Genomic DNA, 26,359 nt, shown 5'->3' on the forward strand with positions numbered 1-26,359 from the left:
ATTTAGATGGCAAAGCGCTTCGAATGTCCTCGCTGCGGTTCGGGTGTTAGGCCAAAGGACACCCAATGCTTTCGGTGTGGCGAACCATTGCAAAAAGATGCCTCATATCCCCAGGCACCGGAGCTACCTCGAGCAATCGCCAGCGTGACTTCGCTAGAGCAACCGCTGAAGCAGACGGTCGAGCGCTCAACTAAGGACTACCCATCTTCGATCTCCTATCCGGAATCCCCCGAGAATCAACTCAAACGTCGGAATTTGGAGGAGTGGGAGAAGGCGCTGGAGAACAAGGCCAAAGAATTGGAGGAGAGGGAAAAGGCGATCCTGGCATCCGTAGAACAGCTTGAGAATGACACCAAAGCATTGGAGGAGGCGCTAAGACGCTTCGAGCAAGAGGATGCCGTGGTGCGCGAGCGAGAGCGCTTGCTGAAAGAGAAGGAGACGGCCTTGGAGGAAATGTCGCGGCGCATTGAGGAATTAACGTCACATCTTGCAGGCCAGGAGCATGCAGGCCTAATCCAAGAAGCTAGGCGCCTAAAGGAGATGAGCGAAAGCTATTGGGCGAAAATCACGGAGGAACGCCGGCTACAGAGGGAGATGCTGGATCGAGAGATCGAGGAGAGGATGGAGAGGCTGAGAACACTGCAGGGACTGATCAACGCCGCCTCTAGCCTCTCAGTCGGTGTAGGGGAGGAGGAAGGTGAAAAGGAATTCCAGACTAAGATTCTGGCAGAACGAGAATCGAGTGCTGACCCCATTTTAGTGCAGAAAGCCATATGCCAAATAGCCCAGGAAGTGGAAAGGGGGAAGTGCTCCCCAAACGACCTCGACATGAAGGTATTTTCGACACACGACCAGAGGCTTGATCAGATATTGGGTGGAGGCATACCGTTAGGGCATGTGGTAATTGTAAGTGGAGGACCTGGCAGCATGAAATCCACCCTAACCTATTATATCATGTACAATGCCGCCCTGAAGGACGGTAGAAGGGGAATGTACTTCTCATTGGAGCAGAAACGGGAATCTTTAATACGTCAAATGGAACGCATGGGCATGCCCCGCGCCCCTGTTCAGGACAGGATGATTGTGGTGGATATGGTGGATCTTAGAAAGGCTATGGTAGGAGAGAAGGGAGATTGGCGTGAGATACTCATGCGCTATGTCAAGAATGTTTATCAGGAAATGCCGTTCGATCTCTTCGTCCTCGACTCATTGGAGTCGTTCAAGAGCATGGCCCAGTTTGAATTCGACCGCACCAATATGATGGACCTATTCGACTGGTTCAAGTCATTGGGCATCACGGTTATGGTGATAGCAGAAAAGCCCCTGAACGCGCTAGAATGCTCAGCCCAGGGAGAAACCTATCTGGCTGATGGGGTGATTGAGATGTTGTTGAAGGAATTCGAGGATGCCAAGGTGCATCGATGGCTCCGCTGCGTCAAGATGCGAGGGTTGCAAAACGACACTCGCTACTATGCTTTCTATCACACCGGAAAAGAATTCAAGTTCTCCCTTCCCCTGGTAGATCGCGGCAATTAGCTGGTAATCAAAATTCTGCACCGCCGATAGAAAAGGATATTATCTTTTGTGGGTATATGAGAGGAGAGCGGAGGAGGAAAACCTGCCCATCGAGCGCATTCGCACCTTTATTCAGAACTTTGACGAGGTGCTGCAGGGAGGCATACCAAAGGGACAGGTGGTGCTGATAACTGGCACTCCGGGGACCATGAAGTCCTCGCTTTGCTACAGCATCATCTACCATAACGCCCTGAATAATAGGATAAAGAGCGTGTATATGACCCTAGAGCAATCTAGGGAGAACCTACTACAGCAAATGCATACCATGGGCATGGATAAAGAGGAGGCCAAGGAGTATGTACACATCCTTGACCTCGGGCTGATAAGGAAGTCGCTAACCCAGCTCAGCGCCAAGGGAACTTGGCTTCAGGTTTTCAAGATGTATGCGGAGTCCCTCAAGCACTCCTTGGGCTATGACATCTTAGTCGTCGACTCCCTAGACGTATTGGAGATGGCAGCGCAGCTAGGTGAAAATCGACGCACGGAGCTGTTCTATTTGTTCGAATGGCTACGGAACTTGGGCATAACCTCCTTCCTGATATCCGAGACAGCCCCGGAGCAGATGTTCCAGAATAAATACGACGAGGGATACTTGGCGGATGGGGTTATTTCTCTCAAGCTCCATGAGCTGGGGGAGACGGACATTCAGAGGAGAATTCGAGCCGTGAAGATGCGCTCCACCAATCATAAGACTGGCTATTTCTCTCTCCTCTTTAGTGAGGGAACTTTCAAAGCCACACAAGTCATCACCGAGTAGGAAAAGGGAAAAACTCACTTTTTATGAGGGCCTGAAGGCCATGAGCCTTACTTATGATGAGCCATGTGACCGAAGGATAAGATAAGATCCTTTATAGTCACTTTCACTCTCCACTAAGTTTTAGAAGAGCATATCAAATCTTGAGGGCAACTGCTCCTACCATCAAATCCGAGCTTACCATTAAAGATTAATATCACATGCTCGTTTTTCACGCTACCATCAGGGCTCATGGTCTAGCGGTTATGACGTTTGCCTCACACGCAGAAGGTCGCCGGTTCGAATCCGGCTGAGCCCACTTATAATATTATCCAGATAATGGCTTTTTAAAATCAATTCGGAATAAGCTCCTTTGGCTTTAGAAAAATGCAGACTTATTTTTGCAGAGGCAATAATAGTGCAACCTTGTCCGCATCCTCCTTCATCTCATAAAATGAATTTGTTTAACTCGGTGAGGGCCGTTCTTATATTTCTTTTTGCCCTCCTTCAATATAGATGTCTGCATTCGAGTAAGCAGACGCGAAGAGGTAGAATACGGTTTTGGTCATCGCTATAATGATAAGATTGGAATTGTCATATTAATTAATCTTCCAACAATCTGTTCACTCACTATTCCACGTGGCTCTGACATCAACTGCATCATCAAGGCGGGGCTTCTGCAGATTTACACTGGTCTAAAAATAGTAGACAAAGAGAGCCTTGCATCGCAGCTTAATAGGGTAAGAATTAAGGCTTATCGAGGCATGGCGCAAGTATGCAAGATCCGAGATTTGTGAGATTTGCTGATACCCTTATCAATCATTCAGTAAAGCTGATGAGGGATGAGGTGGTCTACATCGAGGCTTTCGATATACCCGTGGAGATGCTGGAGACTATGGTGAAAAGGACACGGGCCGCGGGCGGCATTCCTTTGGTCTCTCAGAAGTCTCCACGCCTGATTAGGCAACTGATAATGGGCGGTAGGGAGGAGGATCTCAAGCTCCTTGGAGAGGTGGAGCTTTTCAAGATGAAGAAAGCCCAGGCATATATCGGCATGAGGGGAGCGGCCAACATCACCGAGAATTCTGACATCCCCAAGGAGAAAATGCAACTATTTCTAAAACATTGGCAGGAACCTGTACACACACAATATCGCGTACCTAAGACAAAATGGGTGGTGACCCGATGGCCCACTCCTTCCATGGCACAGCTGGCTCAAATGTCCACCGAGGCTTTTGAGGATTTCTTCTTCGATACCTGTACCCTGGACTATGATAAGATGTCCAAAGCCATGGACTCTTTGATAGAGCTCATGTCAAAAACTGATGAAGTTAGGCTGGTGGGCCAGGGCACGGATCTGCGCTTCTCTATAAAAGGCATACCCGTGATTAAATGCGATGGGGAAAGGAACATTCCCGATGGAGAGGTTTACACGGCACCCATCAAAGACTCCGTCAACGGCACTATTCGCTATAACACCCGTTCTGTGTATCTGGGCAAAGTGTATGAAAACGTCGAGTTCACTTTCAAGGAAGGCAAGATAGTGGAGGCTAGGTCGTCAGATACCGCTTCTATGAATGCGGTGTTGGACACCGATGAGGGCGCTCGCTACATCGGCGAGTTCGCTATCGGCTTGAATCCTTACATCACCCGACCTATGCTCGACACCCTTTTTGATGAGAAGATTGCCGGCTCCATCCATCTGACCCCTGGAAATTCCTATGATGAAGCCTTCAACGGAAACCGCTCCGCCGTCCATTGGGATTTGGTTTTGATACAAACAAAAGAATGGGGTGGGGGGGAGTTGTATTTCGATGATGTTTTGGTGAGGAAGGATGGCGTTTTCGTGCTCGAAGAGCTAAAATGCTTGAATCCGGAAGCTCTTAAATGAAGAAACGCATCAAATTTAAATCGAAGAGTGATTTCCTACCATGGACTCCACTGTTCAAGGCTATCTGATAGCTTTCTTTTTCATGGCTATGGGGCTCACAGTGATGCTTCTCACCTGGAGCCGAAAGAGGCGCAAATGAGGCGGGTGTCCAAGGCATACGGTCAGAGCGGTTATGAGCAGTTCTAGCTTGAGCTAGATCTTTTATTCTATTTGCGCCCACGTATCAGGGCTAATATTGTAGTTGGTTAATGTTTGAAATGTAAATATTCAGCCCCTTCCCAACGTTCAATTGTTTTTCGGCATTTAACTGAGATGCAGTTTCAGGTCAGAGCTGTAAAGACAGCAATCTTCAAGGTAGGTCTCGAATCGCGAGTTTCCAATCCCTCGACAGATTTTTTTACATTGTCAAAGTTAGCCTATTTTTCACCATTGTGTAATGATTGAGGGCGAGGAGGAAAAATGTTAACAAACGGAACGCAAGAAAATGCGATTTAATTAGTCTCAGCGCCACTCGAAGAAGCGAAAACCTCCTTTGATACTTTGTTTAAGACTACTCATAGCTTTGGCATATGAACTGCGGGCTGAGTAGCGCTTGTGGCATCGGAAATAATAGTAATTCACGAAGAAAGCGGCGGCATCGATGTATTCGATTTTGTTCAGTGGCGCCACGGCGACACTCATTTGCGTGCGAGTTTGCAGTTCGTCCATGAATCCCGCCCGGCCGACCTCACAGGAGGAGAAGGTCACTTCTGAGCCTTTGAAGCATCCTGGGGGAAATTCCTCAGGTATCATGAAACCCCTAGCAAGTGAGAAATAGCCTTCTTTATGGCCATGAGAGGAGAAATGAACGAGGCTATATCTCTTCCCCTCCTTCTCAAGAAAAGACATAAGATCATTCTTGCCCCTCATCACCTTATAATCGACGCTGCGGGGCATGCGCATACGCAAGAAATGGTACAGCAACAACCCCTCATCCTTGCCCTCATTCTGCGGAATGCATTCGATTATCAAAGTCCTCCTCGGCCTAACCACGATATCACCTCCAGATTATGCATCAGGATTGAAATGAGAAGGAATCACAATCCAACCTCTCTTAAATCTAAGATGTAGTTGATTATGCAAACACATTGCGCGGCCGTATATTCCCTATGGCCTAAAGACACTCTTTTTCCATACCTTAAGACATATTCCTCTTCCTTCTTTGGTAGGCCTATCTGATCCCCGATGACGAACATTGGGGCATGGCCTAACTCGACCTGCCTTATGTCCTCACCATCTTTCTCTAGCACGAAAACGTCTTCTCTATCCCTTATCAGTGATTGAAGGCTATTGCGACGCACCTCCACCCCTGGATGCTGCTTGCCTGAAAGTACACCTCGCAATAACACCTCCCATGACCTTTCGTCGGGGGGTGCGTTCTTAAGCCTCGATCCTTCCACTACCAACTCCTTAGGCGGGTCAGGGGGGCCGTTGAGAATAGCATGGAATATAACGTCATGTCGCAGCGCGTAAGAGATGTAGAGGGACATGAGAAGGCATTGGAAAACCACATCCAACCTTCCCCCTTGATATAGGCTGGTAAATCTACCATCAGTCCTTCCAGTGCGGGAATAGAGTACAAATTCTCTCATGGAGCATCGTCGGACTATTCACACTTTGACTCTTTAATCCCTACGGCTGGTCGAATCCTGCCTACCTATGCCTAATCTTCCTAAAGCAAAATGAGAATAGAACAGATTCATACAATCATGAGCGAAGAGAAATGAAGAGATATCATTTTTCTACAATCAGAATAATAATTAGTTTTTTTAATTAATTAAAATTAAAATTTAACAGATTATGTTTAGTGATTACCTCGGTTCCCTCATGATGAAGGTGAGAGAGAATTCATGACATGCTTAAATATTAGAGTTTTACATCAATCAATCATGGCCAACAAGGGCTGCGTGATCGAGATAGGCTGCATAGATCCCGAGACCTATTCCAACATCGTCAACCATCCCCTTAGGAAAGAGATATTAAAAGCTCTGTATCGAAAGGGATTGGAAGGCCCTGTAACGAAGCAGTCCTTGGCAGAAGCTATGAAACTGAATTATCATCAGCTGGTTTACCAGTTGAACAATCACTTGCGCGAATTCTGGGAGGTGGCCAGGGAAGAAAAGGTGAGGGGGACGCGCATGGAATACATCGTTCCAAGTCATCCGCATGCGGTCTACATCTCCTTGGGCAAAGAGCACTCCATATACATCTTCGATCCACTGGCTAATCTTTTCGGCCCCATGTCCCTCGTAGGAACCAGATGCGATTTCTGCACGCCAAATGAGGCAGCGAGATGTTCTAAATTCGTAGAAAGTAGTTGCGGTTGCTCTTCGGAGCTCTCAGAGTCAGAATCAGCACTTCTGAAAGCCAACGGTCGTTCTAATCCCTTCAGGCCTCTCGACAAAGCTATAATCTGTGCCCTAAGAAAACTTTCTAGTGGGGAGAAATGTGTGGTCAACATTCCTTGTGAGGGTTGCGCCTTCCTGAAAAAGACAATAAGTATCCAGATCCTCTAGTAACAGGATGAGGTCACGGTTATGATCTTCCTTCTCATTTGTTTGAGCATACGCTAGGCCTTTTTATTTCTGGTTGAGAATACGACAAAATGATATAGCATTCAAAATTATGCAAGAGCGGTCAAGGATGAACGTCGATGAAATGAATAAAAAAATATTGAAGTTGTTAATGACAGAAGGAAAAATGACCCATAATGAGATGGCACAGCGTCTTCACCGTTCGCCTTCCACGATTCGCGATCGTATTTCTAGACTTGAACGCGAGAATATCATAATGGGATATGTCACCTTGGTAGATTATGGTCGAATAGGCATGGGGGTCGATGCCATCATCTTCGCCAACCTCGATGATGATGCTAGCGTCAATGAATTGCATCATCTCTCGGAGATCCCTGGTGTGCTAGAGGTGCTGCAGATAAGCGGTCATAGGCGCATCATGATCCGCCTTCGCGCCTCTGATGGCAACTCGCTGCAAGAGATCATCGAGCATGAACTGATTCCTCTCGGGCTGAAGGATTTAGACCTGCGCTTGGTGCTCGACAGCGTGATGCGCTTCCCCGGTCTATGATCAAATAGGAGTGGGATCGTAATGGCCGTGAAATGGTCTGGAGGAAGTAGGCGTTATCTTCACGTATTCCTCCCAATCCTTGGGGGCGTCGAGGTGGAATGCCTTCTCAAACTGTTCTATATATGAGAATAGCTCAGGTATATCATCTTCCTTAAGAGAGCTTAAATTTGCTCCAGGCCCCAATTGATGCTCCTCTACTCGCCCTCGTACGAAGATCTTGCCCCCATGGATGCCAGCGCCTATCTGTTGGCCTACAGGGGAGTGGGCTTTACCACTAAAATTGAGGACCACTATCACCCCTCCCGCCATATATTCTCCCAGGTAATCCTTGGCGGTCTCGCCTATTACGATACAAGGTCGAATCCCCTGATACTCTTTCATATGTATGCCCACACGGTATCCTGTATGGCCCTTGATCAATATGGACCCGCCTCTTGCTGCTAAACCAGTGACGTCCCAAGCATTGCCATGAATTATAATGCGGCCTGAATTCATCGTATTGCCAGTCATGTCCTGCGCATTACCGAATACTTCTATAGTCGCCCCGTCCAAGAAGGCACCGAGATTGTTACCAGGCGTTCCATGAATCTCGATATACAGATCTTTGTTCTTGACCGTAGAGGCGATGTAGCGCTGTCCCATCACTCCTTGTAGTATTATATGCTTGGTGCCCGCCTCGATCTCCCGGCGTATCAATTCATTGAGCGTCTTATAATGCATCAGCTTTCCGGCATCGTCCTTAGCATCAGCGTGAATGATTACCTTGTCATCCAATCGCTCCACAACAGGCTTGACCTCCAATCTCTTTCCCTGAGTTATACTATCCCAGGCATCCGCATCCATCAGCCCCAACCCTCCCCTACATGCTTAACTCCCATTATCTCCGCTATTTTAGAATTAGGACCGAAGTAGCGCAATCTATCGCGATTCCCCACCAAGCTCTCAACCGAATCGATTCCCATCGCGCCCAAAATCTCCTTCAATTCCTCATTCCAGGAGCGGAATAGCCTAACCACACGTGCAGAAGCCACTTCTGGATTTAATCTAGAGGCCAGCTCTTCTCTCTGTGTGGCGATCCCCCAGGAGCACATCCCACGATGGCATTGTTGACAGACACGGCAGCCCATGGCCACCAGGGCCGCTGTGCATACCATCACGGCATCGGCCCCAAGGGCAATGGCCTTAATCATATCTGCTGAAGAACGGATGCTCCCGCCCGCAAAGACTGTCACTCTATTGCGCAGCCCCTCTTTGGTGAGGCGTTGGTCCACAACGGAGATGGCTACCTCGATGGGCAGCCCGACATGGTCACGTATTATGCGAGGAGTGGAGCCAGTACCTCCTCGGAAGCCATCGATAGTGATGAAGTCCGCTCCTGCCCTCACGATTCCGGAGGCGATCGCTCCCACGTTGTGGACAGCTGCGATTTTAACCCCCACTGGAACTTTATATTCCACTGATTCCTTGACCACTGAGATCAACTGCTGAAGATCCTCGATGGAATAGATGTCATGATGTGGATATGGAGAGATGGCGTCTGTTCCCAAAGGAATCATCCTTGTCTGGGAGATCATGGCACTGACCTTCTCTCCGGGAAGATGCCCTCCATGGCCAGGTTTTGCTCCCTGTCCGATCTTGATCTCGACCGCGGCAGTGCTCTTTAAATAATCACCGGTAACGCCAAAACGTCCCGAGGCTATTTCACTAACCACATTCTTAGCATAAGGCAGGAAGTCTCGGTGAAGTCCACCTTCCCCCGAGCCGGCGAGGATATTCAATTCTTTGGCAGCCATGAAAAGGGCTTTTTGGGCGTTGTAGGAGACTGAGCCTAGAGAGATATGGCCGATCATTATGGGCATATCCATGGCGATGATGGGTCCTGGGTCCTCGTCTAAGTAAGGGGGGCCTTTTTCGTTTACCCTCAACCTACCTTTTCTTCCTCCCACATAGGTCCTGGTCTCTACCACCTCTCTCAAAGGATCTATGGCGGGGTTCGTTACCTGTGCCGCATCCAACACCATCTCATCGAACATGACTGGATAAGCTATGTCCGTGCCACACGAGGTAAGAAGCACCCCTCCCGTGGAGGCCTGTGACATGATAGCCCTCCTGACCCTCTCGTTGAAATTGGCGTGAGGAGGGAACTGAGATGGTATTTGACGTATCTCAATGCAGTGTGCAGGACAAACGTTGATGCAACGTCCACAAGCCACGCAACCCCCTGCAGGTCTCACGTTTCCATCCACAAAGTCGAGTGCGCGGTAGGAACACTCATTCACGCATTTCCTGCACCGCTTGCACAAGGAGGCATCTATTACTGGCATAAAACGCTCTGGCGCTTCCAATTCCATCCTTCGTTTTACTGCCTCGGTTTGAGCCATTTATACCCCTCCTTGAAAGGGGAGTTCATTTCCAGTCCGCAAAACCCCTCTTCCTGCCATCGCGACCATAGGACTGCCTGCATTTGGTGTCCAAGTCTCAGCATTTGGTGAAACAACACGAACGGCGCATTCCTCGCTGGCTGCATAAGCAACTTTTCTATCTGGGGAGAGGCCGCAGAGCAGCGGTCTAAGTTTCTTACGATCTGCCAAGGTGATCATTGTGACCTCTGGTTGTCTTTTGCCCACAATGATGGAGAAAGGCCCGTTCAGAAGCGCCTCCTTATATGTTATCCTCAGCCATCTAGCGAGGCGAGCACTCTCTGCATCCAAACGATTGATATCATCGTGATACCACGGGGCCATGGCGAAAGCGGCAGCGGTTATAGGGAGACGGTGCTTGCGCACCAAGAGATCCCAGATATAGGTCACAACCTCCGTATCGGTGAGCACCGAGCAGCGATAACCAGCCATTTCCACGAATTTGCGGTTCACTCCATAGGAAGTGATCTCCCCGTTGTGGCATACTGCCCAATCCAAAATGCTCAAGGGATGTGCACCACCCCACCAAGCAGGCGAATTGGTCGGGAACCTTGAATGGGATATCCACATCTGGCCAGAATATCTATCCAAATCGTAGAATTTGGATATCTCGTATGAGTATCCATTACCTTTGAACACGGCCATATCCTTACCGCTGGACACGCATAAGGCGCCTTCCAGCTCCGAATTTATGTGCATCACTAACTGCACAATGAAATCGTCGTTGGAGAGATCAGACCTACCTCTCCATTCCAATTTGTTATTGGGGCGGAAGAAATAGCGCCATACCAAGGGAAAAGGAGGTTTCATGCTTTTCACCCTTTGAGTGAAGACCTTCTCATCCTTGGTGATAGTCCCTAGGCCCTTCAACAGCTCTTCCACTTCTGCTTTGGCCGTCTCATGATCGAAGAAGAACTGCATGCAATAATCGTCGCGGTGTTCTGGAAATAGGCCATAGCAGGCATATCCCGCTCCTAGACCATTTTCCCTTTCCCCCATGGTCTCCAACATGCGGGCAATCACTCCTCCAGAGATACGTCCCCCCGTGAGGTCGATGCAACCAGCAATACCACAACCACCCATTTGGTATGATAATCCTGGAGGTCGGGATGCCCCAAATCTTTCGACATCAACACTGTCAAGGAGCTCAGCATCGATATGCGAAGGGATGTTTGCAATGTTTTCAGGTTCCAACATATCCTTCATGACTTCCTATTATCTTGTTACTGCTTGGAGGAGGAGCCACGTTTAGCTCAATCCCGCTACGGGTTGCAAAGTCGCCAAGACTGAGGCCAATCCTATCATCCACCTAATAAGCATTTCTATCCATTTGATTCCTTTTTAGATATTTTTTTTCTAAAATCGTAAATTTATTATGCATATCGTATGAGAATTATTACAATTCGTATACATTCAACGATTAATTAGACAGGTATTAGAAGTCAGCTTTCGCTTTTATGCTTTTGTCTTTGCGCTTTATTCAATATCATATCCTCGAAAGGCAATCTATCATAGGCTATTAATCAAAAATTTATATGCTCCACCCTCTCCATGACTTAGCAATTCTTTTTAATGTGCTACCGTCATTTTAACTTAGGCGAATCCCTTGACGACTCAGAGGATGACCTTAATCCCTCAACTGCCGGATCTGGACAAGATAAGGCAGATGCGAAAGCGGCTAAACCTTTCCCAGAGAGAACTCGCTGCTTTGGCAGGAGTAAGCCAATCTCTGATAGCCAAGATTGAAAGAGGTTCCATAGATCCCTCTTATAGCAATGTGCGAAAGATATTGGCTGCTTTCGAGGAGGCCCTGCGGCGGCGAAAAATTGAAGGGATGAAGATGGGGGCACAGCTGACCGTAGGCGATTTGGCTACGAGGGGAGTGATAACTGTTAGGCCGGATCAGACCCTGGCGGAATGCGTGGATAAGATGATGAGGGGACGATTCACACAGTTGCCGGTCATGGACGGGGACAAGGTGGTGGGAGGTATCACTGACGATCGCATACGTGACTATACCATCGAGGAGACTAGGAACAATCGCAAGACCTATGATGCGGTCATGCAAACTAAGGTGGAGGAAGTGATGACCGATCCATTCCCCATCCTATCCGAGGAAACACCAATAGAACTTGCATCGGTCCATCTGCAAAGAGAGGAAGCGGTCTTAGTCTCCAAGAAAGGTCAGATTGTAGGCATACTAACTAGCGCCGATTTCCTTAACCTTGGCATTAATCAATAAAAGCCGCGAATCAGTGCAATCTAGAATAAGCTGCAGGAAGCTACGATGAGGTAAAAGAAATGAAAAATAATATAATTTATTTTCTTTAATAATTAGGGACCTGCTTGGCTAGAAGCATCCTCCTTGCCTCGGCGGCATCGGAACGAGTGAAATTTTTTCACGTCAGCACAAGTATTCGTCAGATTGGCCTTCTTCTATGGCTGTTGACTTCTAATACCTAAAACGCAGCCTATAACATTTTATGTGACACCAAAAAAGTACCCTAAGCAGCTCAGTGCACGCCTCTCATCGCAATGTTCTAAGCATCAGATATTAGAAGAGTTTTTCATATGAGCTGATATTGAAAATCTCGGAGAAGAGGCAAAAAATGAAGAAAAAGGAGCTGGAAATACTGCTGGAAGCGGTGCAGCCTTTCCAGGCACCTAATCCTACCTCAGAGCAGTACCACACGCCAGCTATCATTGCTGCGGACATGCTCTTCACTGCTTACTCCTTAGGAGATATTTACGATAAAAACGTGATCGATTTAGGCTGCGGTACAGGGATGCTAGCCATAGCCGCCGCCTTGTTGGGGGCCAGATCCGTGAAAGGGGTGGAAAGGGATCCATCTGCCCTAGAATTGGCCAAACTGAACGTGCAAAAGATGGGAGTGAATGTGGAGCTAATTCTGTCAGATATTCAGAATTTCCAAGGAAACACTGATACAGTAGTAATGAACCCTCCCTTTGGCGCGCAGAACCGTCATGCTGACCGACCATTCCTCGATAAGGCTATGGAGGTGGCGCAAGTCGCATATTCATTGCATAATGCTATTACCCAGGAATTCCTTTTAAGGATGATTCAGTCGGCTGGGGCAGAGGTTAGGATACTAAAAAGGTATAAATTAGGAATCCCTCATACCTTCGCGTTCCATAAGAGAGAAAGGAAGGATGTCAGTGTGTTGTTGCTCCGCATCCAGACGCGGTGAATAAAATGATGGCTAAAAGATCTGTTCTACCTGGAGAGGAGGTGGCGGAGGCGGAGGAATATCTTCCTGCAGAGGGCACTTATGAGGAGGAAGGAAAAGTATATGCCTCTATAGCAGGAGAACTGGAATTGGATAATAAGGAAAAGGTGGCCAGGGTTAAGCCTTTCAATCCCGTCGCAGAACTCAAGCCAGGTGACACGGTATTCTGCAGTGTAACAGATGTACGCAACTGCATGGTCATTTGCGATGTTGTGGCGATAGAGGGAAGAGAGAGGGAGATAGCGGGAGAGACCTCTGCAACCATTCACATCTCCAAGCTATCCTCGGATTACGTTCAGGATGCTAGCAAGGAAATTCGCCCTAGTGATATCATAAGGGCCAAAGTCATCCAGGTCAAGCCTTCTGTTCAGCTAACGACAGCAGGGCCGCACCTAGGAGTAGTGAAAGCTCTGTGTAGGAGATGCCGGGCACCGCTGATCCGCAAGGATAAAGGCTTATATTGCGTGAATTGCGAACGCATAGAGACCCGTAAGATCGCGGACGATTATGGAGACGTTGAGTTTTAAAGCTTCAATCTTCGCTATTAATGGAAATGGCATGAGAAAATCTATATCGCAAAAGGGAAATTGACAAGAGGCGGGAAGATGGTAAAGAGCAACGAGGACCTTTCCAAAGAAATCGCCGAGCTGAAGAGTGAACTTAAACAGATGCGCGAGATTGTTAACATGCTTTTCAATATCATCATTGAATCCGAGGAAGAAGAGGAAGACTATCTTCCCTATCCAGGTTCAGGGATGATGACAGATAGCTTTAGGTTTAATAATTAAAGCCTATGCTCCGCCAATAATGCTTTAATCTTACATCCTTCAACAGGCTGGGACGGTCTACGTTGAGAACAGTATGCCTCCTGTCAGGTGGAATTGATTCTCCAGTGGCAGCCTGGTCTATGGCAAAGCAGGGAGCGGAAGTCGTTCTGTTGCACATGGACACTCGGCCTTACTCTGATGAGACTGAGCTGGAAAAGGTGATGCAGATCAGAGAGCGCCTGGAGATCGTATGTGGAAGAAAAATGCCTTTATTCGTCGCTCCTCACTATACCTCTTTGGAGAGTTTAAGCTTAGCCTGTGAGAAACCATACATATGTGTATTGTGCAAGCGCACAATGCTTCATGTGGCCAAGAACCTGGCTCTCAAGCTAGGGGCCGAATCAGTAGTAACAGGCGAGTCCTTGGGGCAAGTCGCATCCCAAACTCTTTATAATTTAAGAGCAGAGTCTTTTGGGCTAGGATTTCCTATTCTTCGTCCGCTGATCGGTCTAGATAAGATAGAGATCGAAAATATGGCCAAGCAAATCGGCACCTACGAGATCTCAGTCAAGAAGCCATCGATATGCAGGATGGTGCCGAAGCACCCTGTTACGATGTGCAAGCTACAAGATCTAGCGGCTCAGGAGGAGAGGGTGGACATAATACAATTGGCTAAGAGATCTGCGGATTTAGCTCAAGAGATCTCGCATTCTCATTCATCACCATCATAAGATTCGTCATAAAGATAGCAACCTAGTTTTCGGCTGGGATCATACATCATGTCCATAGATACCCTATCGATGTATCTAGCTTGAACGATGGAGATGTATAGTGTGTTCTCTCCCACCCTGATGCGCAAATCCGAATCCTTTGGAGGTTTCAAATCCGTGGGTAATATTACTGGACCAGAGCAATCCGTGGATACTCTATAATCTTTCTTCGTGCTCCTGATATAGTCAAGCACGTCTTGATCCACTTTTATACGATGCATTTTGTGGTGCAACCGATTTAATATATTTAGCCTTTAACATCCAGTTGAATTCGTTTGGTGAAAGGATAGTTAAGTTCGGCATTATCCAAGCTGAATTTTGAGCAGATAAGATAACATGCATCGTATGTCACTAATCTCTTAAGCAGTAGAATGAAAGAATATTTCAACGTGAATCAATCGCAGCTAAAGCACCCATCATCAAAGCGTCCAATATTGTAGATGTTGAAAGGAAACGAGACATTCACATCTGGTATGCAGGGGTATCGCACGAAAATTAAGCTTCATCATGGTGAATCTGTTCGTCTCTACTAGTATTACAAAGATAGGAAACAGCGACGATTGAAGGTCAAATCACGAATTATCTCATGTTGTCACACGTACTTAATCTCCTGGCATCCAGAGCGGTCTCGGCCAAGCTCAGACTCAGCCTGATTTTTATTCCGCTCTTTTTCTTTCCATCAATGAATTTCTTCAAGGGCATCTCGCGCTTGATGATTTCCAATATGGTTAATTTCTTTTGAATAGAGTTTCTTTGTCGCTTTAAATCGCTTTAAAACCTCACTCATTTTTATGAAAGGGAATGGGAATGAACATAGGAGTTAAGGAGCGATAGCGACGATACGCTTCACCGAACTCCTTTTCCATCCACTCTTCTTCCTTTTTTGCCAGTTTGTAATACATATAGGCTAGGATGGGCCAAAGCACGAGCAAGGGTATGGTAGCCCATTCTATCAGCATTCCCATTGTGATTAGTAAGAAACCAGTATACTGAGGATGGCGGATGAAGCGGTACACGCCTTTAGTCACCAATCCTCTTTCTCCTTCCTTCTTTCCCCAATATTCAGCATATATCTCTTTCCATCCCAGGATGACCAATGCGCCACCGATCACACCAAGTATGAAACCAATGAAAGTCCCCAGCTGACCTAACACTTTCACCAAGGTATGGCCCCAAAGAATACCTTCTGGAAGACTGTATCCTATGGACCAAGCCACGATGTACATGCTCAACGGAATGCCAAACATCTCGAAAGCGAAAGCCACAACGAAAGCGACATAAACACTGGCGGGCCTGTTCTCCACTTTTTTATAAAATGGTATGAAGGCGATGAATATCACATATGCCAGGGCGAATAGGGCTACAGCTGCCCATTGGCCATAATGCGCCATCGCATCTTCCATGATTCTGCGGCTTATCTTTCGCATATAAAAGCCAAGCGGAATCGTCTGCAAATCGTTAGAAGTATCAAGTTGTAAGCAACACAATATATGTATGCAGGCTTTTGAAGCTGTAGATGGATGTGGAAAATAAAGAGAGATTAGTGCTCGACACTTCTGCATTATTTTCCATGCAGGACCTGCCCTACGAAACAAAAGTGCATACTACACCTGGCGTAATTCGTGAGCTAGAGAGATATGGAGACCGCAGGGCTGAGCTTTGGGGTGATTTATTGGAAGTATCAGAGCCCAGCGTCTCCAGCAAGCAGAAGGTCAAAGATGCAGCCTCGCGCACGGGGGACATCAGCCGACTTTCACCTACCGACGTGGAAGTACTTGCCTTGGCTATTGACCTTGAGGCCATCCTCCTCACCGACGACTATTCCTTACAGAACCTAGCAGCATATCTAGGCATCCCCTATCGCCCCGTCGGGCTGAAGGGAATTAAGAACATCAGAAGGTGGAGATGGCGTTGTTTAGGTTGTGGGAAGATCTTCGAAAATCCATGCTCAGAATGTCCCATCTGCGGCTCCAGGATACGATCAAGTCTGTCAAAAAGGGACTGACTGGCAGCGAATAGCCCTTCCCATGCCCTTGCACCCTAGAAATCGCATGGACTGTTCTAATCTCCAGGATGAGCCGAACATGAGCATAGCTAGGCGCTTCGTTCTAAGAGCGGTTTTCAAAGGGCCACCTACCTGCCTTCTCCACTCTTTCTCATACTCCATCAACTCCATCTTTCCCTTCACATTTGCCGCTGCCACCTTGCCAGCTATCCTGCCGCAGATCAATGCTATGGGGATGCCCCCTCCATTGACAGCCATCACCTGACCCGCTGCATCGCCCACCACAAGCGCGTTCCCCTTTACTGTCTGGCTTATCGGCCCAGACATCGGCACTGTTTTTCCGTGAAGCCTTCCTATTTTCATTGGCCTTTGTCTTAGGAACTCACTCCAATAATAGCTCAAGTTTCCTTTGGCATAACGCTTCGAATACCCCAACCCTACATTGGCACCGCCTTTCTTAGGGATAATCCAAGCATATCCACCTGGAGCCACATTCCCGAAGAACATCTCTGGCACAGGGTCGAAATCGCCTTGGGCGAAAGTAGAGGCTGCGGGGCAAAGGTCCCAGGAGCGCTCCATTCCCAAGGACTTGGCTACCACTGACAGAGGACCGTCTGCTCCTATAATCACCTTAGCTCGAACCTCTCCCATGTTTGTATGAACTACGTCTCCCTTCACGCCAAAACATCTCACTCCCGTCAACACCTTGGCTCCGGCTTTGCGAGCTTTCTGGCAGAGGTATTGATCAAAGCGGTCTCGGTCAGTGGTGTATCCATGAAAAGGTATCTCATAAGAGCGCATCTTAGGCGAGTAGATGCGTATGCTTTCCGTCTCTAGCGAATGCAGATACGAAGGCATTGCCAGCAAATCCTCTACGTTCTCTGCTTGGGGAAAAATCCTTCTTATCTCATCCGTATGCGGCATGAATTCCCCGCAACGCACTGGCTCCCCTATCACCAGCCGTTTGTCTAATAATAGTACATCAGCGCCTGCCAGTGCAGCGTGCTCGGCAGCCGTGCTTCCCGCCGGACCTGCTCCTATCACCAAGACCTCGACTTTGCTCGGCAGCATCCTATCACTAGGCCTCTCTATCCAGGACGGCCTCAACCAGCTCCGACATGCTCTTTCGGTAGGGAGAGCCGTCAAGATTGTCCAGGTAGCAAAGCGCTCGGTCGGCAAAATCCCTTGCTGCTTTCCTAGCTCTCTCTACCCCTTTAGTCTTCTTGACCATTTCCAGCGCTCTCTCCACATCTTTTTGTGTCTTGTTCTTTTTGACGAAGAGCTCCACTATCTGCTGACCCAATTCCTCGTCTTTCATAGCCTCCATAAGTGGTAAGGTAGGCTTTCCATCATAGAAATCAGCACCATGCGGCTTTCCCAATACTCTTTCGTCACCAATCACATCCAGTATATCATCTACAATCTGGAATGCCATGCCCACGGCAAGCCCATAGTTACCCATGGCCTCTACCTGGTCTTCCGTCCCCTCACCCAAGATAGCTCCAACACGGGAGGCAGCCCACATAGGCATGGCGGTCTTTCCTGAGATTATTTTATAATACGTCTCTAACGGAGTGCTAGGATCATTTTCGTAGGAATCCTGAAGAATCTCGCTTTCTGCAGTAGCAGTGCAGGCATCCGATATGGCCTCCACGACCTTCTGGCTCCACTGCCCACCGAGTCGAAATGAGCGCACGAAGAGGAAGTCTCCAGCGATCAATGACTTTTGTACTCCGAATTTTTTGTAGGCAGCGATCCTGCCTCTTCGGGTCTCTCCATGATCATTAATGTCATCGTGAATGAGGGTAGCCGAATGTATAAGCTCGAAGGCCGCAGCGATGCCCACAATCTTCTTAGGATCGACGCCTCCCACTGCCTTGTAGGAGAGTATGGCTAAGCCTGGCCGTATGCGCTTTCCCCCTGCCCCTATCACATGCATGCAGATGTCTGTGAGCAGTTCCTGCTCTGAAGCCACCGCTCTGCGTATCTCCTCCTCTACGAGGTCCATCTCCTTTCGAATTGGGGCGTCCCAGCTCAAAGATATCACCAACCTAATCAAACAGCGCTACTTAATTCTTGGCAAAGCCTTTACCATAAATGGCCAGCTATCCGTTCTTAAATAGAAGGGTGGGAAAAAGTTTCCTCCAGGCTCACAGACCCAAGAAAGCATGGGCCGCATCGAGACAGACCTGGATGAAAGGGTCGGGATATATGCCGATTAGCACTACCGCCACGAAGCATATTCCCACTGCCGCTGCCATAACTTTGGAGATCTTGAGCTTGGTGTCGGGCCCTTTCTCCACGTACATGTACTTAACCACTCTCGCATAATAGTAGAGTGATAGGGCGGAGTTGAGTATGCCTGCGATAGCCAACCATATCATCCAATTGTTAGCGTCTGATAACTGCCAGGCATCGATGGCGCTGGAGAACAGAACGAACTTTGAGGCGAAACCAGCCAGTGGCGGGATCCCTGCAAGGGAGAACAGCATGAGCATGAGGGCGAAGGCCATCAACGGAGCCCTCTTGGCCAATCCTTTATAGTCGGCGATGCTCTCACCTAGAGCCGCCATGCTGAGTGTAGCCACGATTATGAAAGCCCCACCTTTCATGAAAGCGTGGGTTAGCATGTGGAATATGCCTGCCCCCAGCCCGTAAGCGGCAGTGTTGGGATCGTTAACCGTAGCAATCGGCAAGGCGATGAGCACATACCCGGCTTGCGCGATAGATGAGTAGGCCAGCATTCTCTTTATATTGGTCTGGCTCACGGCGATGACATTCCCCAAGGTCATGGTTATGATGGCTATCAGGCCTATAAGAAGGCTCCAATCTGACTTGGTGGCGATGAGTCCTAGCAGGAACACCTTGAAAAGGGCCACGAACCCCATCTTCTTGCTGCCAGCAGCCAGCATCGCCGTGATGGTGGTAGGAGCGCCTTCATATACGTCTGGTGCCCACATGTGGAAGGGCACGAGGGCGATCTTGAAGCCGAAGCCAGCCAGAATCATGATGGTAGCTAAGAAGAGCATCCCTTGGGCTGGTGTGCCCACAGCGGCGGCAACTGCAATTCCGATGTTCTCAAAGGTCAGTGGGCTGGTGCCTGGGGTCAAAAGGTACAGGAATTGTGTGCTTATGCCATATAGCAGGGATATGCCGAACAGAGAGATTCCTGAGGCCACGGCCCCGAATATGAAATACTTTGTTGCAGCTTCGGCCCCCCGCTTGCTCTGCTTCCTGAATGCTACCAGGGCGTAAGATGATAAGCTGGTGAGCTCAATGCCTACAAAAAGCGTTATCAGATCCAAGGACATGGCCACTATCATCATGCCCGTCGTTGCCAGCATTATTAATGCGTAATACTCTCCGGTATGCTTCTCCCCGTCCACGAAGCGTAGTGAGGCTAGTACGACGTAGCCTGCCACTGAAAGGAACAGCAGCATGAAAAGAGCCGAGAAGTAGTTGAGCTCTACTACTCCGATATAACCAATGGCCGTTCCAGGCGCGTGGTTCAGGTAGAACTGCACTACGAAAAAGCCAGATATGAGGATACCAGCCAAAGCCCAGATGGCTGTAATCTTGTCGCTCTTGCTCAATATGCGGACCGCCGGAGCGAGTAGCCCCAAACCGGCCAGCGCTACCAGGGGTAGTATTGCAGTATAGTCTGCCATCTAGCTCAGCCTCCTAAAGGCAAAAGGGCGGAAAGAGCCTCCGCCACTGGTCTTATGAAATCATATATGAAACCAGGCTGCAGGCCAAAGAATATTATTAAGGCGCATAACGCTGCCAAGGGTGCCGCCTCATACCAAGATACATCGTGCAAATGGTGTGTATCTATCTTGTCCGTCAGGGGGCCGAATAGCACCCTTTGCATGGCCCAGATATAATAAGCCGCCGTGATAGCCACAGAAGCTATGGGGAGCACTATCAACCAGTTGAATTCGCCCCCTAGATTAGCGTAGGAGAAGAAGATGGGCATCTCTGCCGCAAACCCCACTAGGCCTGGCAATCCCAGCGAAGCCATGAATCCGATCATCACGAAAGTGGCGTACCAAGGCATCTTCTGTGCCAACCCTCCTAACTTGGGTATCTCTCTCGTACCCGCGATATGCTGCACCACCCCGCAGACCATGAACAGGACAGCCGTGATAAGACCATGGGCGAACATCTGGAACACTCCTGCAGCTATGCCGACCGCGGAGAAGGTGGCGAATCCTAAAAGCACCATTCCCATGTGGCTTATGGAAGAGAAGGCAACCATCTTCTTCAGGTCTCTCTGGGCTAGAGAAGCGAATGCCCCGTAGAGTATCGATAACACTGCTATGAATATCAACAGCCACTGCAGCTCCTGAGCTCCTTGAGGCAAGGTGGGTATGGCCACACGCACTAGACCATATGACCCCATCTTCAACAGTAGCCCTGCTAGTAGCACCGATCCTGCCGTGGGCGCCTCTACGTGCGCATCCGGCAGCCAAGTGTGGAAGGGAACAATGGGCATCTTGACCCCAAACCCGAAGAATAGGGCCAGGAATACCATCACCTGGAAGTCAAGCCCGAAGCTTGCCCCTGCCTGCTGAATGAAGATCATATCAAAGCTGGTCCCCCCCGCCACGAAGTACATGGCGAAGATGGCCAACAGCATGACGAGCGAAGCTATATGGGTGTATATGAAGAACTTTATGGCCGCATATTCTCTCCTCGGCCCTCCCCATATGGCTATGAGGAAGAACATGGGGATGAGCACCACTTCCCAGAATATGTAGAAGAGGAAGTAGTCGAGGGCCATGAAAACACCTAGCACTCCTACCTCTAGAACTAGCATCAATCCCATGTATTCCTTAGTGCGGTTGCTGACATCCCAGGAGAATAAAATGGCCAGGAAGCACAGCAAAGATGTCAGCCAGACCATAGGAACGCCTATGCCATCGACTCCGAGATGATAGGTTATGCCAATGCTCTGTATCCAATTGTACTGCTCTTCGTATTGGAAGACGTTCATTCCCGTCATTCCGAAATTGAATCCTAGCAAGACCAATGTGGCCAGGATTAAAGTTACGCCTGAGAATATGATAGGCACAATGCGAGCAGCTTTAAGGCCTTTCCCAGATAGGAAGGTGATCACGCTCCCCAGGAGAGGAACAAGTAGCAACAATGTCAGGACGTTGATTCCGCTTAATATGTCGTAAAGTTCGCTCATGAGATCACCTCACTCCTGCGATAAGGTATAGTATCACCAGTAGCACAGAGACCGCTGCTATCACCACGGCCACATAAGTCTGTACCACTCCAGTTTGGATTCTTCTTAACCCCTGAGAGCCCTGAACGGCTAACCAGGCGAAGAAATTCACCACCCCGTCAATCACCTTACGATCGAAGAAGTCTATCACCAGTGCAAGGCCATAGATCACCTTCTCTCCGAAGGCGTCGTACATCTCCGGGAAATAATAGCGGCGCTGTAGTAAATCATACACTTTCTTATTCTCTCTGGAGTTGAACCAGGCGAGGCTGAGTGTTCTCTTGCCATAGGCTAGATAGGCGATTCCTATTCCTAATACCGCTAAGGCTAAAGACAAATATGTAGGCCAGGCGGTGAAGAGCTTCTCCACCCATCCGAGGCCGAGATCTTCACCAGCTATGGCATGCCCTTCGGGGGAGACGGTGAATATAACTGAGGGCAGACCTCCGCCTGGGAAGAGCAGGAACAGACCAGAGATAATGGCTGCCACTGCGAGCACCAGCAACGGTCCTATCATGACTGGTGGAGCCTCATGGGCGTGATGGGTGCTTTCGCCTTCCTCACCCTTGAAGGTCATGAACCACAGACGGAACATATAGAAAGCGGTCATGAAGGCGGTGATGCTGCCTCCGATGAATAATATCCAAAACCATGGATTGACCTCCGCGGCGATGATGGTGGATTCTAGGACCAGATCCTTGGACCAGAAGCCGCTGAAGGGAGGTATGCCGGATATGGCTAATGCACCGATGAGCATGACCAAGGAAGTGATCTTAAGCTTCTTTGACAAGCCCCCCATCTTTCTCATATCCTCTGTGTGCACCGCATGTATTACCGCTCCGGCACCAAGGAAGAGAAGTGCCTTGAAGAAGGCATGATTCATGAGGTGGAAGATGCCTGCCATGTAACCCGTGTTACCCATCTCCAGCAAATGCTCGTCCACGCCGGCATTGGCAATGACATAGCCGCCGCATCCTAAAGCTAGGAACATGTATCCCAATTGAGAGAGGGTAGAATAGGCTAGAACTCTCTTGATGTTAAAGTTGTTCAAGGCCTGTGTGGCGGCAAAGAAGGCGGTGAAGCCACCAATTACGGCGACCACAATGAACACGTCACCGGTGTGGACCATGAGGGGGAAGGACCTTGCTACTAAAAACACACCCGCCTTCACCATGGTAGCCGCATGAATCAAGGCTGAGACCGTAGTCGGGCCTTCCATGGCATCAGGCAACCAATCGTGCAGGGGGAACTGGGCGCTCTTCCCTACCGCTGCGCCAAATAGGCAGAGCATGGCAAAGGTCAATAGGCCCTTGTCAATCTCATGATGCTCGAAGAAGCTGGGGTTGAAAAGATCATGAAAATTCAGCGTTCCATAAGCTCCGAATAATGCCACTATGCCCAGCATGAAGGAGATGTCTCCTATCCTGGTGACCAGGAAAGCTTTCTTGGCAGCTCGGGCCGCTGAAGGCTTGTAATACCAGAACCCTATGAGTAGATAGGAGCATAGGCCCATTATCTCCCAGAATATGAAGGCCGTGAGGTAGTTGGAAGATATCACCATGCCCAACATGCCGGTGATGAACAAGGCAATTTCCACGTAATACCGTCTCTTCCTCTCCCCTTCCTCATGCATGTAGCCGAGAGAATATATCACGATCAATGTGCACAGTATGCTTACTATTATCAGCATCAGTGCAGTCAAGTAGTCGACATAATAACCGAACTCGAATTGATAGTGAGTGCTGCCTATAGTGCCTAGGTCGATCCACACACGAGAGGCATACACAGGCGTGCCATCACCAGTGAAGAATTCATAGGCCACGAGAAGGGCCACGGCACATGCAGCGGCAACCGCTCCCACTACGAAGTATCCGCCTCCCTCAGGGGTCCTCTTTCCCAAGGCCGCGGCGAGAAGCAATCCAATTATCGGCAACAGAGGTATGAGCCAAGTATAATCGACGAAGGCCATCTTACCACCTCAGCGCTCGGATTTCAGTCAGATCGATCGTGTCGTGCGTCTTCTGCAGGTTCAGGAATATGGCCAAACCAATGGCCGCCTCCGCTGCGGCTATGGCTATGGAGAAGAGCGCGAAAACCTGACCCGATATATCTTGATTATAGACCGCAAGGGTTACGAAGTTGATATTAGCGGCATTCAGCATAAGCTCGATGCACATCAGCACCACGATGGCATTCTTTCTTGTCAGTACCCCGAAAGCACCGATGGCAAAGAGGAACGCTGCCACCACCATGAAATACTCTTGGGGGATCATTCCCTCTCCTCCTGGCCGATATAAACACCACCCAACATGGCCGCGAACATGAGAACCCCCAATATGATAAGAGTAGGACCATAGGAGCTGAAGAGTGCTTCTCCCAGATTCTGACTAGTGAACTGGATCGGCTCGCCTTCCCAACTCATGGTAAGCAAGCTGCCCAATATCACAAAGGTAAGCGCGGTGACAGAGACAATGGCCGAAGCCGTTCTGATGCGTTCAGAATTCACACTGGCCACCTCCTGTCAAGCGACGCTTGGTAAGCATCACTCCGAACAATATCAATACGCAAACAGCACCGACGTATACTAAAATCTGAATGATAGCGATATATTCCGCTCCAAGGAAAATGAAGAGGATCGCTACACCGATGAAGGTGAAGACTAACCAAGTAACGTTCCTCACGATTTCTTTGGCGAAGACCACTAACAATGCCGATCCTATGGTATAGCCAGCGAATATGAAGAAGAATAACAGTTCCCAATCTACGGTCATCACCTCACCTCCTTCATGGAGATAGCGTCCTTGGGGCAATTCTCCAAGCATTGCTCGCAGCCCACGCACTTTTCAATGTCAAACTTCGGCCTCTTGATGGGCTTGCCCTTGTCAGTCTTGCCCTTCTCATACATTTGCACCGCTTCTGCGGGGCACACCTTCTCGCACTTGGAGCAACCTATGCATTTGGCATCATTGACCTCGGGATAGTCCCGGATTTCTTTGCCCGTCTTCTTATCCACCCCATACAAACCTTGCTTGACCATGGAAGGAGTGGCCTCGATCACATCCACATGAAGACCTGGCCTATCCTCGTACTGTAATCGGAAAGGATCGTAAATAAGGTCCTGGCGAGAATACTCGGCCAATTCATACTCAGGAGTGACAAGCATGGCGTTCTTGGGGCACACCTCGGCGCAATAGCCACACATCATACATCGGCCCAGATTGACCTGCGGCCTTTCCACCTTTCCCTTTCCTGGAAGCTCAATTTCCACCATCTCAATGCAGGTGGTGGGGCAGATTTTCTCGCACATATGGCATCCGATGCACTTGTCTAGAACCAAGCCAGGTCGTCCGCGGTATCCATCAGGTATGATTAGGCGCTCCCAAGGATACTGAATGGTATTCGGCTTATTGATGGTAGTGCGGATAGTCTCACGCGCCACCACAGCCATGGGTCGCAGCAACAACCCCACTGGCTTTAGTCTCTTCTTCGTTGCCTTGGGCTCGGCCATCAGAACCAACCCCCTATCTTCAAGGCAATAGCAATGCCCAGGTTAATCAGCGCCAGAGGCATGAGTTTGGTCCAACCAATGCTCAGGATCTGCTTGGTGGTAATACGCATAAGTGCGCCTCGAATCCATATGAACAGGCCGAAAACCAGGAACATCTTGAGAACAGTCCAAATCTCAGACCATAGGAAGCTAGGACCGGACCAGCCTCCGAGGAATAGAAGGACTATAAGTCCGCTGGCGGCGAATCCTCTCACATACTCTGACAACATGATTAGGCCCCAACGGAAGCCACCATATTCCGTCATCCATCCCTCGACTAACTCCGCTTCGGCTTCAGGAAGGTCAAAAGGTATCCTTTCTACCTCTGCGATTGCGGATATGAAAAAGACCAGGAAACCGATGAAGAGGGGGATGACATACCACATCGTGGCCTGCTGAGCAGATACTATATCGAAGAAGTTAAGGCTCCCTGCTAGCACCACCACCGAGGCCACTGACAGCAAAATCGGCACTTCATACGCTATTAGCTGGGCAGCCGCCCTCATACCTCCAATTACAGTATATTTGTTATTCGAAGCCCATCCTGCAATCAATATCGCGAATGGCGCTAAAGAGAATACCGCAAACACCAGAAGCAGTCCCGCAGGCAGATTGGCCATGTAGAAAGCCGGTCCGAGAGGTATGAGTCCGATCATAAGGCAGGAGATAGCTATTAACAAAACAGGAGCGAGGTCGAAAAGTTGTTTATCCACTTCCTCAGGGATGATGTGTTCCTTGATGAAAGTCTTTAGTCCATCAGCAAAATTCTGGAAAAGACCCAAAACACCGACTTGCGTCCCCCTCCTATCCATCAACCTCCCTAGCATCTTCCTTTCTTGCCAGATAAAGGTGATGGAGATAAGGAAGCCTACGATGAAGACTATCAACGCCGCCAGCAGCGTGGTCAAGAAATGCACCACTCCGGGAGAGACCAGCCACCCTGCGAACCCATGCCATCCGAGGAGGTTGTTGAAGGGCCAGGCCAAAACCTGCATCAGCCACAGGGCAATACCATACACGAACTCATATAGGCCATTGGCTTCCATT

The 26,359-nt window shown here is 49.0% G+C and carries 29 protein-coding genes and 1 tRNA gene; 12 read left to right on the plus strand and 18 right to left on the minus strand.

The genetic code is table 11. The features are described 5' to 3' along the window. Positions 1 to 6 precede the first annotated feature (6 nt). From QW520_03110 to QW520_03125, 4 genes are all read left to right on the plus strand, one after another. Complete coding sequence (locus tag QW520_03110; protein MEM0448794.1) at positions 7 to 1,536, plus strand: ATPase domain-containing protein; 1,530 nt, start codon at positions 7 to 9, stop codon at positions 1,534 to 1,536. Between the two features lie 46 nt (positions 1,537 to 1,582). Beyond that, the gene (locus QW520_03115) at positions 1,583 to 2,332 is read left to right on the plus strand and encodes an RAD55 family ATPase (GenBank protein ID MEM0448795.1); all 750 of its coding nucleotides are present in this window, start codon (positions 1,583 to 1,585) and stop codon (positions 2,330 to 2,332) included. Positions 2,333 to 2,554: 222 nt separating this feature from the next. Further along, positions 2,555 to 2,627 (plus strand) — tRNA-Val (locus QW520_03120). A 456-nt stretch (positions 2,628 to 3,083) separates the two neighbouring features. Continuing rightward, on the plus strand, positions 3,084 to 4,199 hold the full coding sequence (locus QW520_03125; GenBank protein MEM0448796.1) for an aminopeptidase: 1,116 nt from the start codon (positions 3,084 to 3,086) through the stop codon (positions 4,197 to 4,199). Between the two features lie 501 nt (positions 4,200 to 4,700). Here QW520_03125 and QW520_03130 read toward each other — a convergent pair. Then, entirely contained in the window at positions 4,701 to 5,231 is a 531-nt protein-coding gene (locus QW520_03130) for a hypothetical protein (protein MEM0448797.1), read from the minus strand. A 44-nt stretch (positions 5,232 to 5,275) separates the two neighbouring features. Then, on the minus strand, positions 5,276 to 5,830 hold the full coding sequence (gene trmY, locus QW520_03135; GenBank protein ID MEM0448798.1) for a tRNA (pseudouridine(54)-N(1))-methyltransferase TrmY: 555 nt from the start codon (positions 5,828 to 5,830) through the stop codon (positions 5,276 to 5,278). Positions 5,831 to 6,127: 297 nt separating this feature from the next. On the opposite strand from trmY, the gene QW520_03140 reads away from it, so the two are divergent. Next, on the plus strand, positions 6,128 to 6,754 hold the full coding sequence (locus QW520_03140) for a hypothetical protein (GenBank protein MEM0448799.1): 627 nt from the start codon (positions 6,128 to 6,130) through the stop codon (positions 6,752 to 6,754). Between the two features lie 142 nt (positions 6,755 to 6,896). Beyond that, positions 6,897 to 7,322, plus strand: coding sequence for an Lrp/AsnC family transcriptional regulator (locus QW520_03145; protein ID MEM0448800.1), 426 nt, complete (start codon positions 6,897 to 6,899; stop codon positions 7,320 to 7,322). On the opposite strand, the gene QW520_03150 is transcribed toward QW520_03145, so the two are convergent. The 3 genes from QW520_03150 to QW520_03160 are packed head-to-tail and all read right to left on the minus strand — an operon-like array spanning position 7,323 to position 10,948. Continuing rightward, complete coding sequence (locus QW520_03150; GenBank protein MEM0448801.1) at positions 7,323 to 8,165, minus strand: hypothetical protein; 843 nt, start codon at positions 8,163 to 8,165, stop codon at positions 7,323 to 7,325. After that, positions 8,165 to 9,703 carry a glutamate synthase-related protein gene (locus tag QW520_03155; protein MEM0448802.1) on the minus strand — a complete coding sequence of 513 codons (1,539 nt, stop codon included), beginning with the start codon at positions 9,701 to 9,703 and terminating at the stop codon, positions 8,165 to 8,167. Before QW520_03155 ends, QW520_03150 begins: the two co-directional genes overlap by 1 nt. Then, positions 9,704 to 10,948, minus strand: coding sequence for a hypothetical protein (locus QW520_03160; GenBank protein MEM0448803.1), 1,245 nt, complete (start codon positions 10,946 to 10,948; stop codon positions 9,704 to 9,706). 415 nt (positions 10,949 to 11,363) lie between these two features. Between QW520_03160 and QW520_03165 the strand changes: the two genes are divergently transcribed. The 5 genes from QW520_03165 to QW520_03185 all read left to right on the plus strand — a co-directional run bounded on the left by QW520_03165 (position 11,364) and on the right by QW520_03185 (position 14,488). Next, positions 11,364 to 11,984, plus strand: coding sequence for a CBS domain-containing protein (locus tag QW520_03165; GenBank protein MEM0448804.1), 621 nt, complete (start codon positions 11,364 to 11,366; stop codon positions 11,982 to 11,984). Between the two features lie 367 nt (positions 11,985 to 12,351). Next, the gene (locus QW520_03170) at positions 12,352 to 12,951 is read left to right on the plus strand and encodes an METTL5 family protein (protein MEM0448805.1); all 600 of its coding nucleotides are present in this window, start codon (positions 12,352 to 12,354) and stop codon (positions 12,949 to 12,951) included. Between the two features lie 5 nt (positions 12,952 to 12,956). Beyond that, positions 12,957 to 13,517 carry an exosome complex RNA-binding protein Csl4 gene (locus QW520_03175; protein MEM0448806.1) on the plus strand — a complete coding sequence of 187 codons (561 nt, stop codon included), beginning with the start codon at positions 12,957 to 12,959 and terminating at the stop codon, positions 13,515 to 13,517. Between the two features lie 78 nt (positions 13,518 to 13,595). Next, positions 13,596 to 13,778, plus strand: coding sequence for a hypothetical protein (locus QW520_03180; protein MEM0448807.1), 183 nt, complete (start codon positions 13,596 to 13,598; stop codon positions 13,776 to 13,778). A 62-nt stretch (positions 13,779 to 13,840) separates the two neighbouring features. Continuing rightward, positions 13,841 to 14,488: a 7-cyano-7-deazaguanine synthase gene (locus QW520_03185; protein ID MEM0448808.1), complete on the plus strand. Its 648-nt coding sequence runs from the start codon at positions 13,841 to 13,843 to the stop codon at positions 14,486 to 14,488. On the opposite strand, the gene QW520_03190 is transcribed toward QW520_03185, so the two are convergent. The 3 genes from QW520_03190 to QW520_03200 form a co-directional block, all read right to left on the minus strand. Further along, positions 14,470 to 14,748: a hypothetical protein gene (locus QW520_03190; GenBank protein MEM0448809.1), complete on the minus strand. Its 279-nt coding sequence runs from the start codon at positions 14,746 to 14,748 to the stop codon at positions 14,470 to 14,472. The genes QW520_03185 and QW520_03190 overlap by 19 nt on opposite strands. A 358-nt stretch (positions 14,749 to 15,106) precedes the next feature. Beyond that, positions 15,107 to 15,250: a hypothetical protein gene (locus tag QW520_03195; GenBank protein MEM0448810.1), complete on the minus strand. Its 144-nt coding sequence runs from the start codon at positions 15,248 to 15,250 to the stop codon at positions 15,107 to 15,109. A 56-nt stretch (positions 15,251 to 15,306) separates the two neighbouring features. After that, entirely contained in the window at positions 15,307 to 15,930 is a 624-nt protein-coding gene (locus tag QW520_03200; protein MEM0448811.1) for a methyltransferase, read from the minus strand. 113 nt (positions 15,931 to 16,043) lie between these two features. Between QW520_03200 and QW520_03205 the strand changes: the two genes are divergently transcribed. Further along, the gene (locus tag QW520_03205; GenBank protein MEM0448812.1) at positions 16,044 to 16,532 is read left to right on the plus strand and encodes a nucleic acid-binding protein; all 489 of its coding nucleotides are present in this window, start codon (positions 16,044 to 16,046) and stop codon (positions 16,530 to 16,532) included. On the opposite strand, the gene QW520_03210 is transcribed toward QW520_03205, so the two are convergent. The 10 genes from QW520_03210 to nuoH all read right to left on the minus strand — a co-directional run bounded on the left by QW520_03210 (position 16,518) and on the right by nuoH (position 26,358). Continuing rightward, positions 16,518 to 17,603 carry an NAD(P)/FAD-dependent oxidoreductase gene (locus tag QW520_03210; GenBank protein MEM0448813.1) on the minus strand — a complete coding sequence of 362 codons (1,086 nt, stop codon included), beginning with the start codon at positions 17,601 to 17,603 and terminating at the stop codon, positions 16,518 to 16,520. The two genes, QW520_03205 and QW520_03210, sit on opposite strands and share 15 nt — an antisense overlap. Before the next feature lie 7 nt (positions 17,604 to 17,610). Further along, the gene (locus tag QW520_03215; GenBank protein ID MEM0448814.1) at positions 17,611 to 18,570 is read right to left on the minus strand and encodes a polyprenyl synthetase family protein; all 960 of its coding nucleotides are present in this window, start codon (positions 18,568 to 18,570) and stop codon (positions 17,611 to 17,613) included. Between the two features lie 112 nt (positions 18,571 to 18,682). After that, positions 18,683 to 20,200, minus strand: coding sequence for an NADH-quinone oxidoreductase subunit N (locus QW520_03220; GenBank protein MEM0448815.1), 1,518 nt, complete (start codon positions 20,198 to 20,200; stop codon positions 18,683 to 18,685). A gap of 5 nt (positions 20,201 to 20,205) precedes the next feature. Continuing rightward, the gene (locus QW520_03225; protein ID MEM0448816.1) at positions 20,206 to 21,726 is read right to left on the minus strand and encodes a NuoM family protein; all 1,521 of its coding nucleotides are present in this window, start codon (positions 21,724 to 21,726) and stop codon (positions 20,206 to 20,208) included. 4 nt (positions 21,727 to 21,730) lie between these two features. Continuing rightward, on the minus strand, positions 21,731 to 23,734 hold the full coding sequence (locus tag QW520_03230; protein MEM0448817.1) for a proton-conducting transporter membrane subunit: 2,004 nt from the start codon (positions 23,732 to 23,734) through the stop codon (positions 21,731 to 21,733). Position 23,735: 1 nt separating this feature from the next. Then, positions 23,736 to 24,038 carry an NADH-quinone oxidoreductase subunit NuoK gene (gene nuoK / locus QW520_03235; GenBank protein ID MEM0448818.1) on the minus strand — a complete coding sequence of 101 codons (303 nt, stop codon included), beginning with the start codon at positions 24,036 to 24,038 and terminating at the stop codon, positions 23,736 to 23,738. Further along, positions 24,035 to 24,271 carry an NADH-quinone oxidoreductase subunit J gene (locus QW520_03240; protein MEM0448819.1) on the minus strand — a complete coding sequence of 79 codons (237 nt, stop codon included), beginning with the start codon at positions 24,269 to 24,271 and terminating at the stop codon, positions 24,035 to 24,037. The genes nuoK and QW520_03240 overlap by 4 nt, the downstream gene beginning before the upstream one ends. After that, positions 24,261 to 24,536: an NADH-quinone oxidoreductase subunit J gene (locus tag QW520_03245; GenBank protein MEM0448820.1), complete on the minus strand. Its 276-nt coding sequence runs from the start codon at positions 24,534 to 24,536 to the stop codon at positions 24,261 to 24,263. The genes QW520_03240 and QW520_03245 overlap by 11 nt, the downstream gene beginning before the upstream one ends. Further along, positions 24,536 to 25,273: a 4Fe-4S binding protein gene (locus QW520_03250; protein ID MEM0448821.1), complete on the minus strand. Its 738-nt coding sequence runs from the start codon at positions 25,271 to 25,273 to the stop codon at positions 24,536 to 24,538. The genes QW520_03245 and QW520_03250 overlap by 1 nt, the downstream gene beginning before the upstream one ends. Further along, positions 25,273 to 26,358: an NADH-quinone oxidoreductase subunit NuoH gene (gene nuoH, locus QW520_03255; protein ID MEM0448822.1), complete on the minus strand. Its 1,086-nt coding sequence runs from the start codon at positions 26,356 to 26,358 to the stop codon at positions 25,273 to 25,275. Before nuoH ends, QW520_03250 begins: the two co-directional genes overlap by 1 nt. Position 26,359 lies beyond the last annotated feature (1 nt).

It is taken from the genome of Methanomassiliicoccales archaeon (assembly GCA_038740345.1).
In the GTDB taxonomy this organism is placed as follows: domain Archaea; phylum Thermoplasmatota; class Thermoplasmata; order Methanomassiliicoccales; family UBA472; genus JAJRAN01.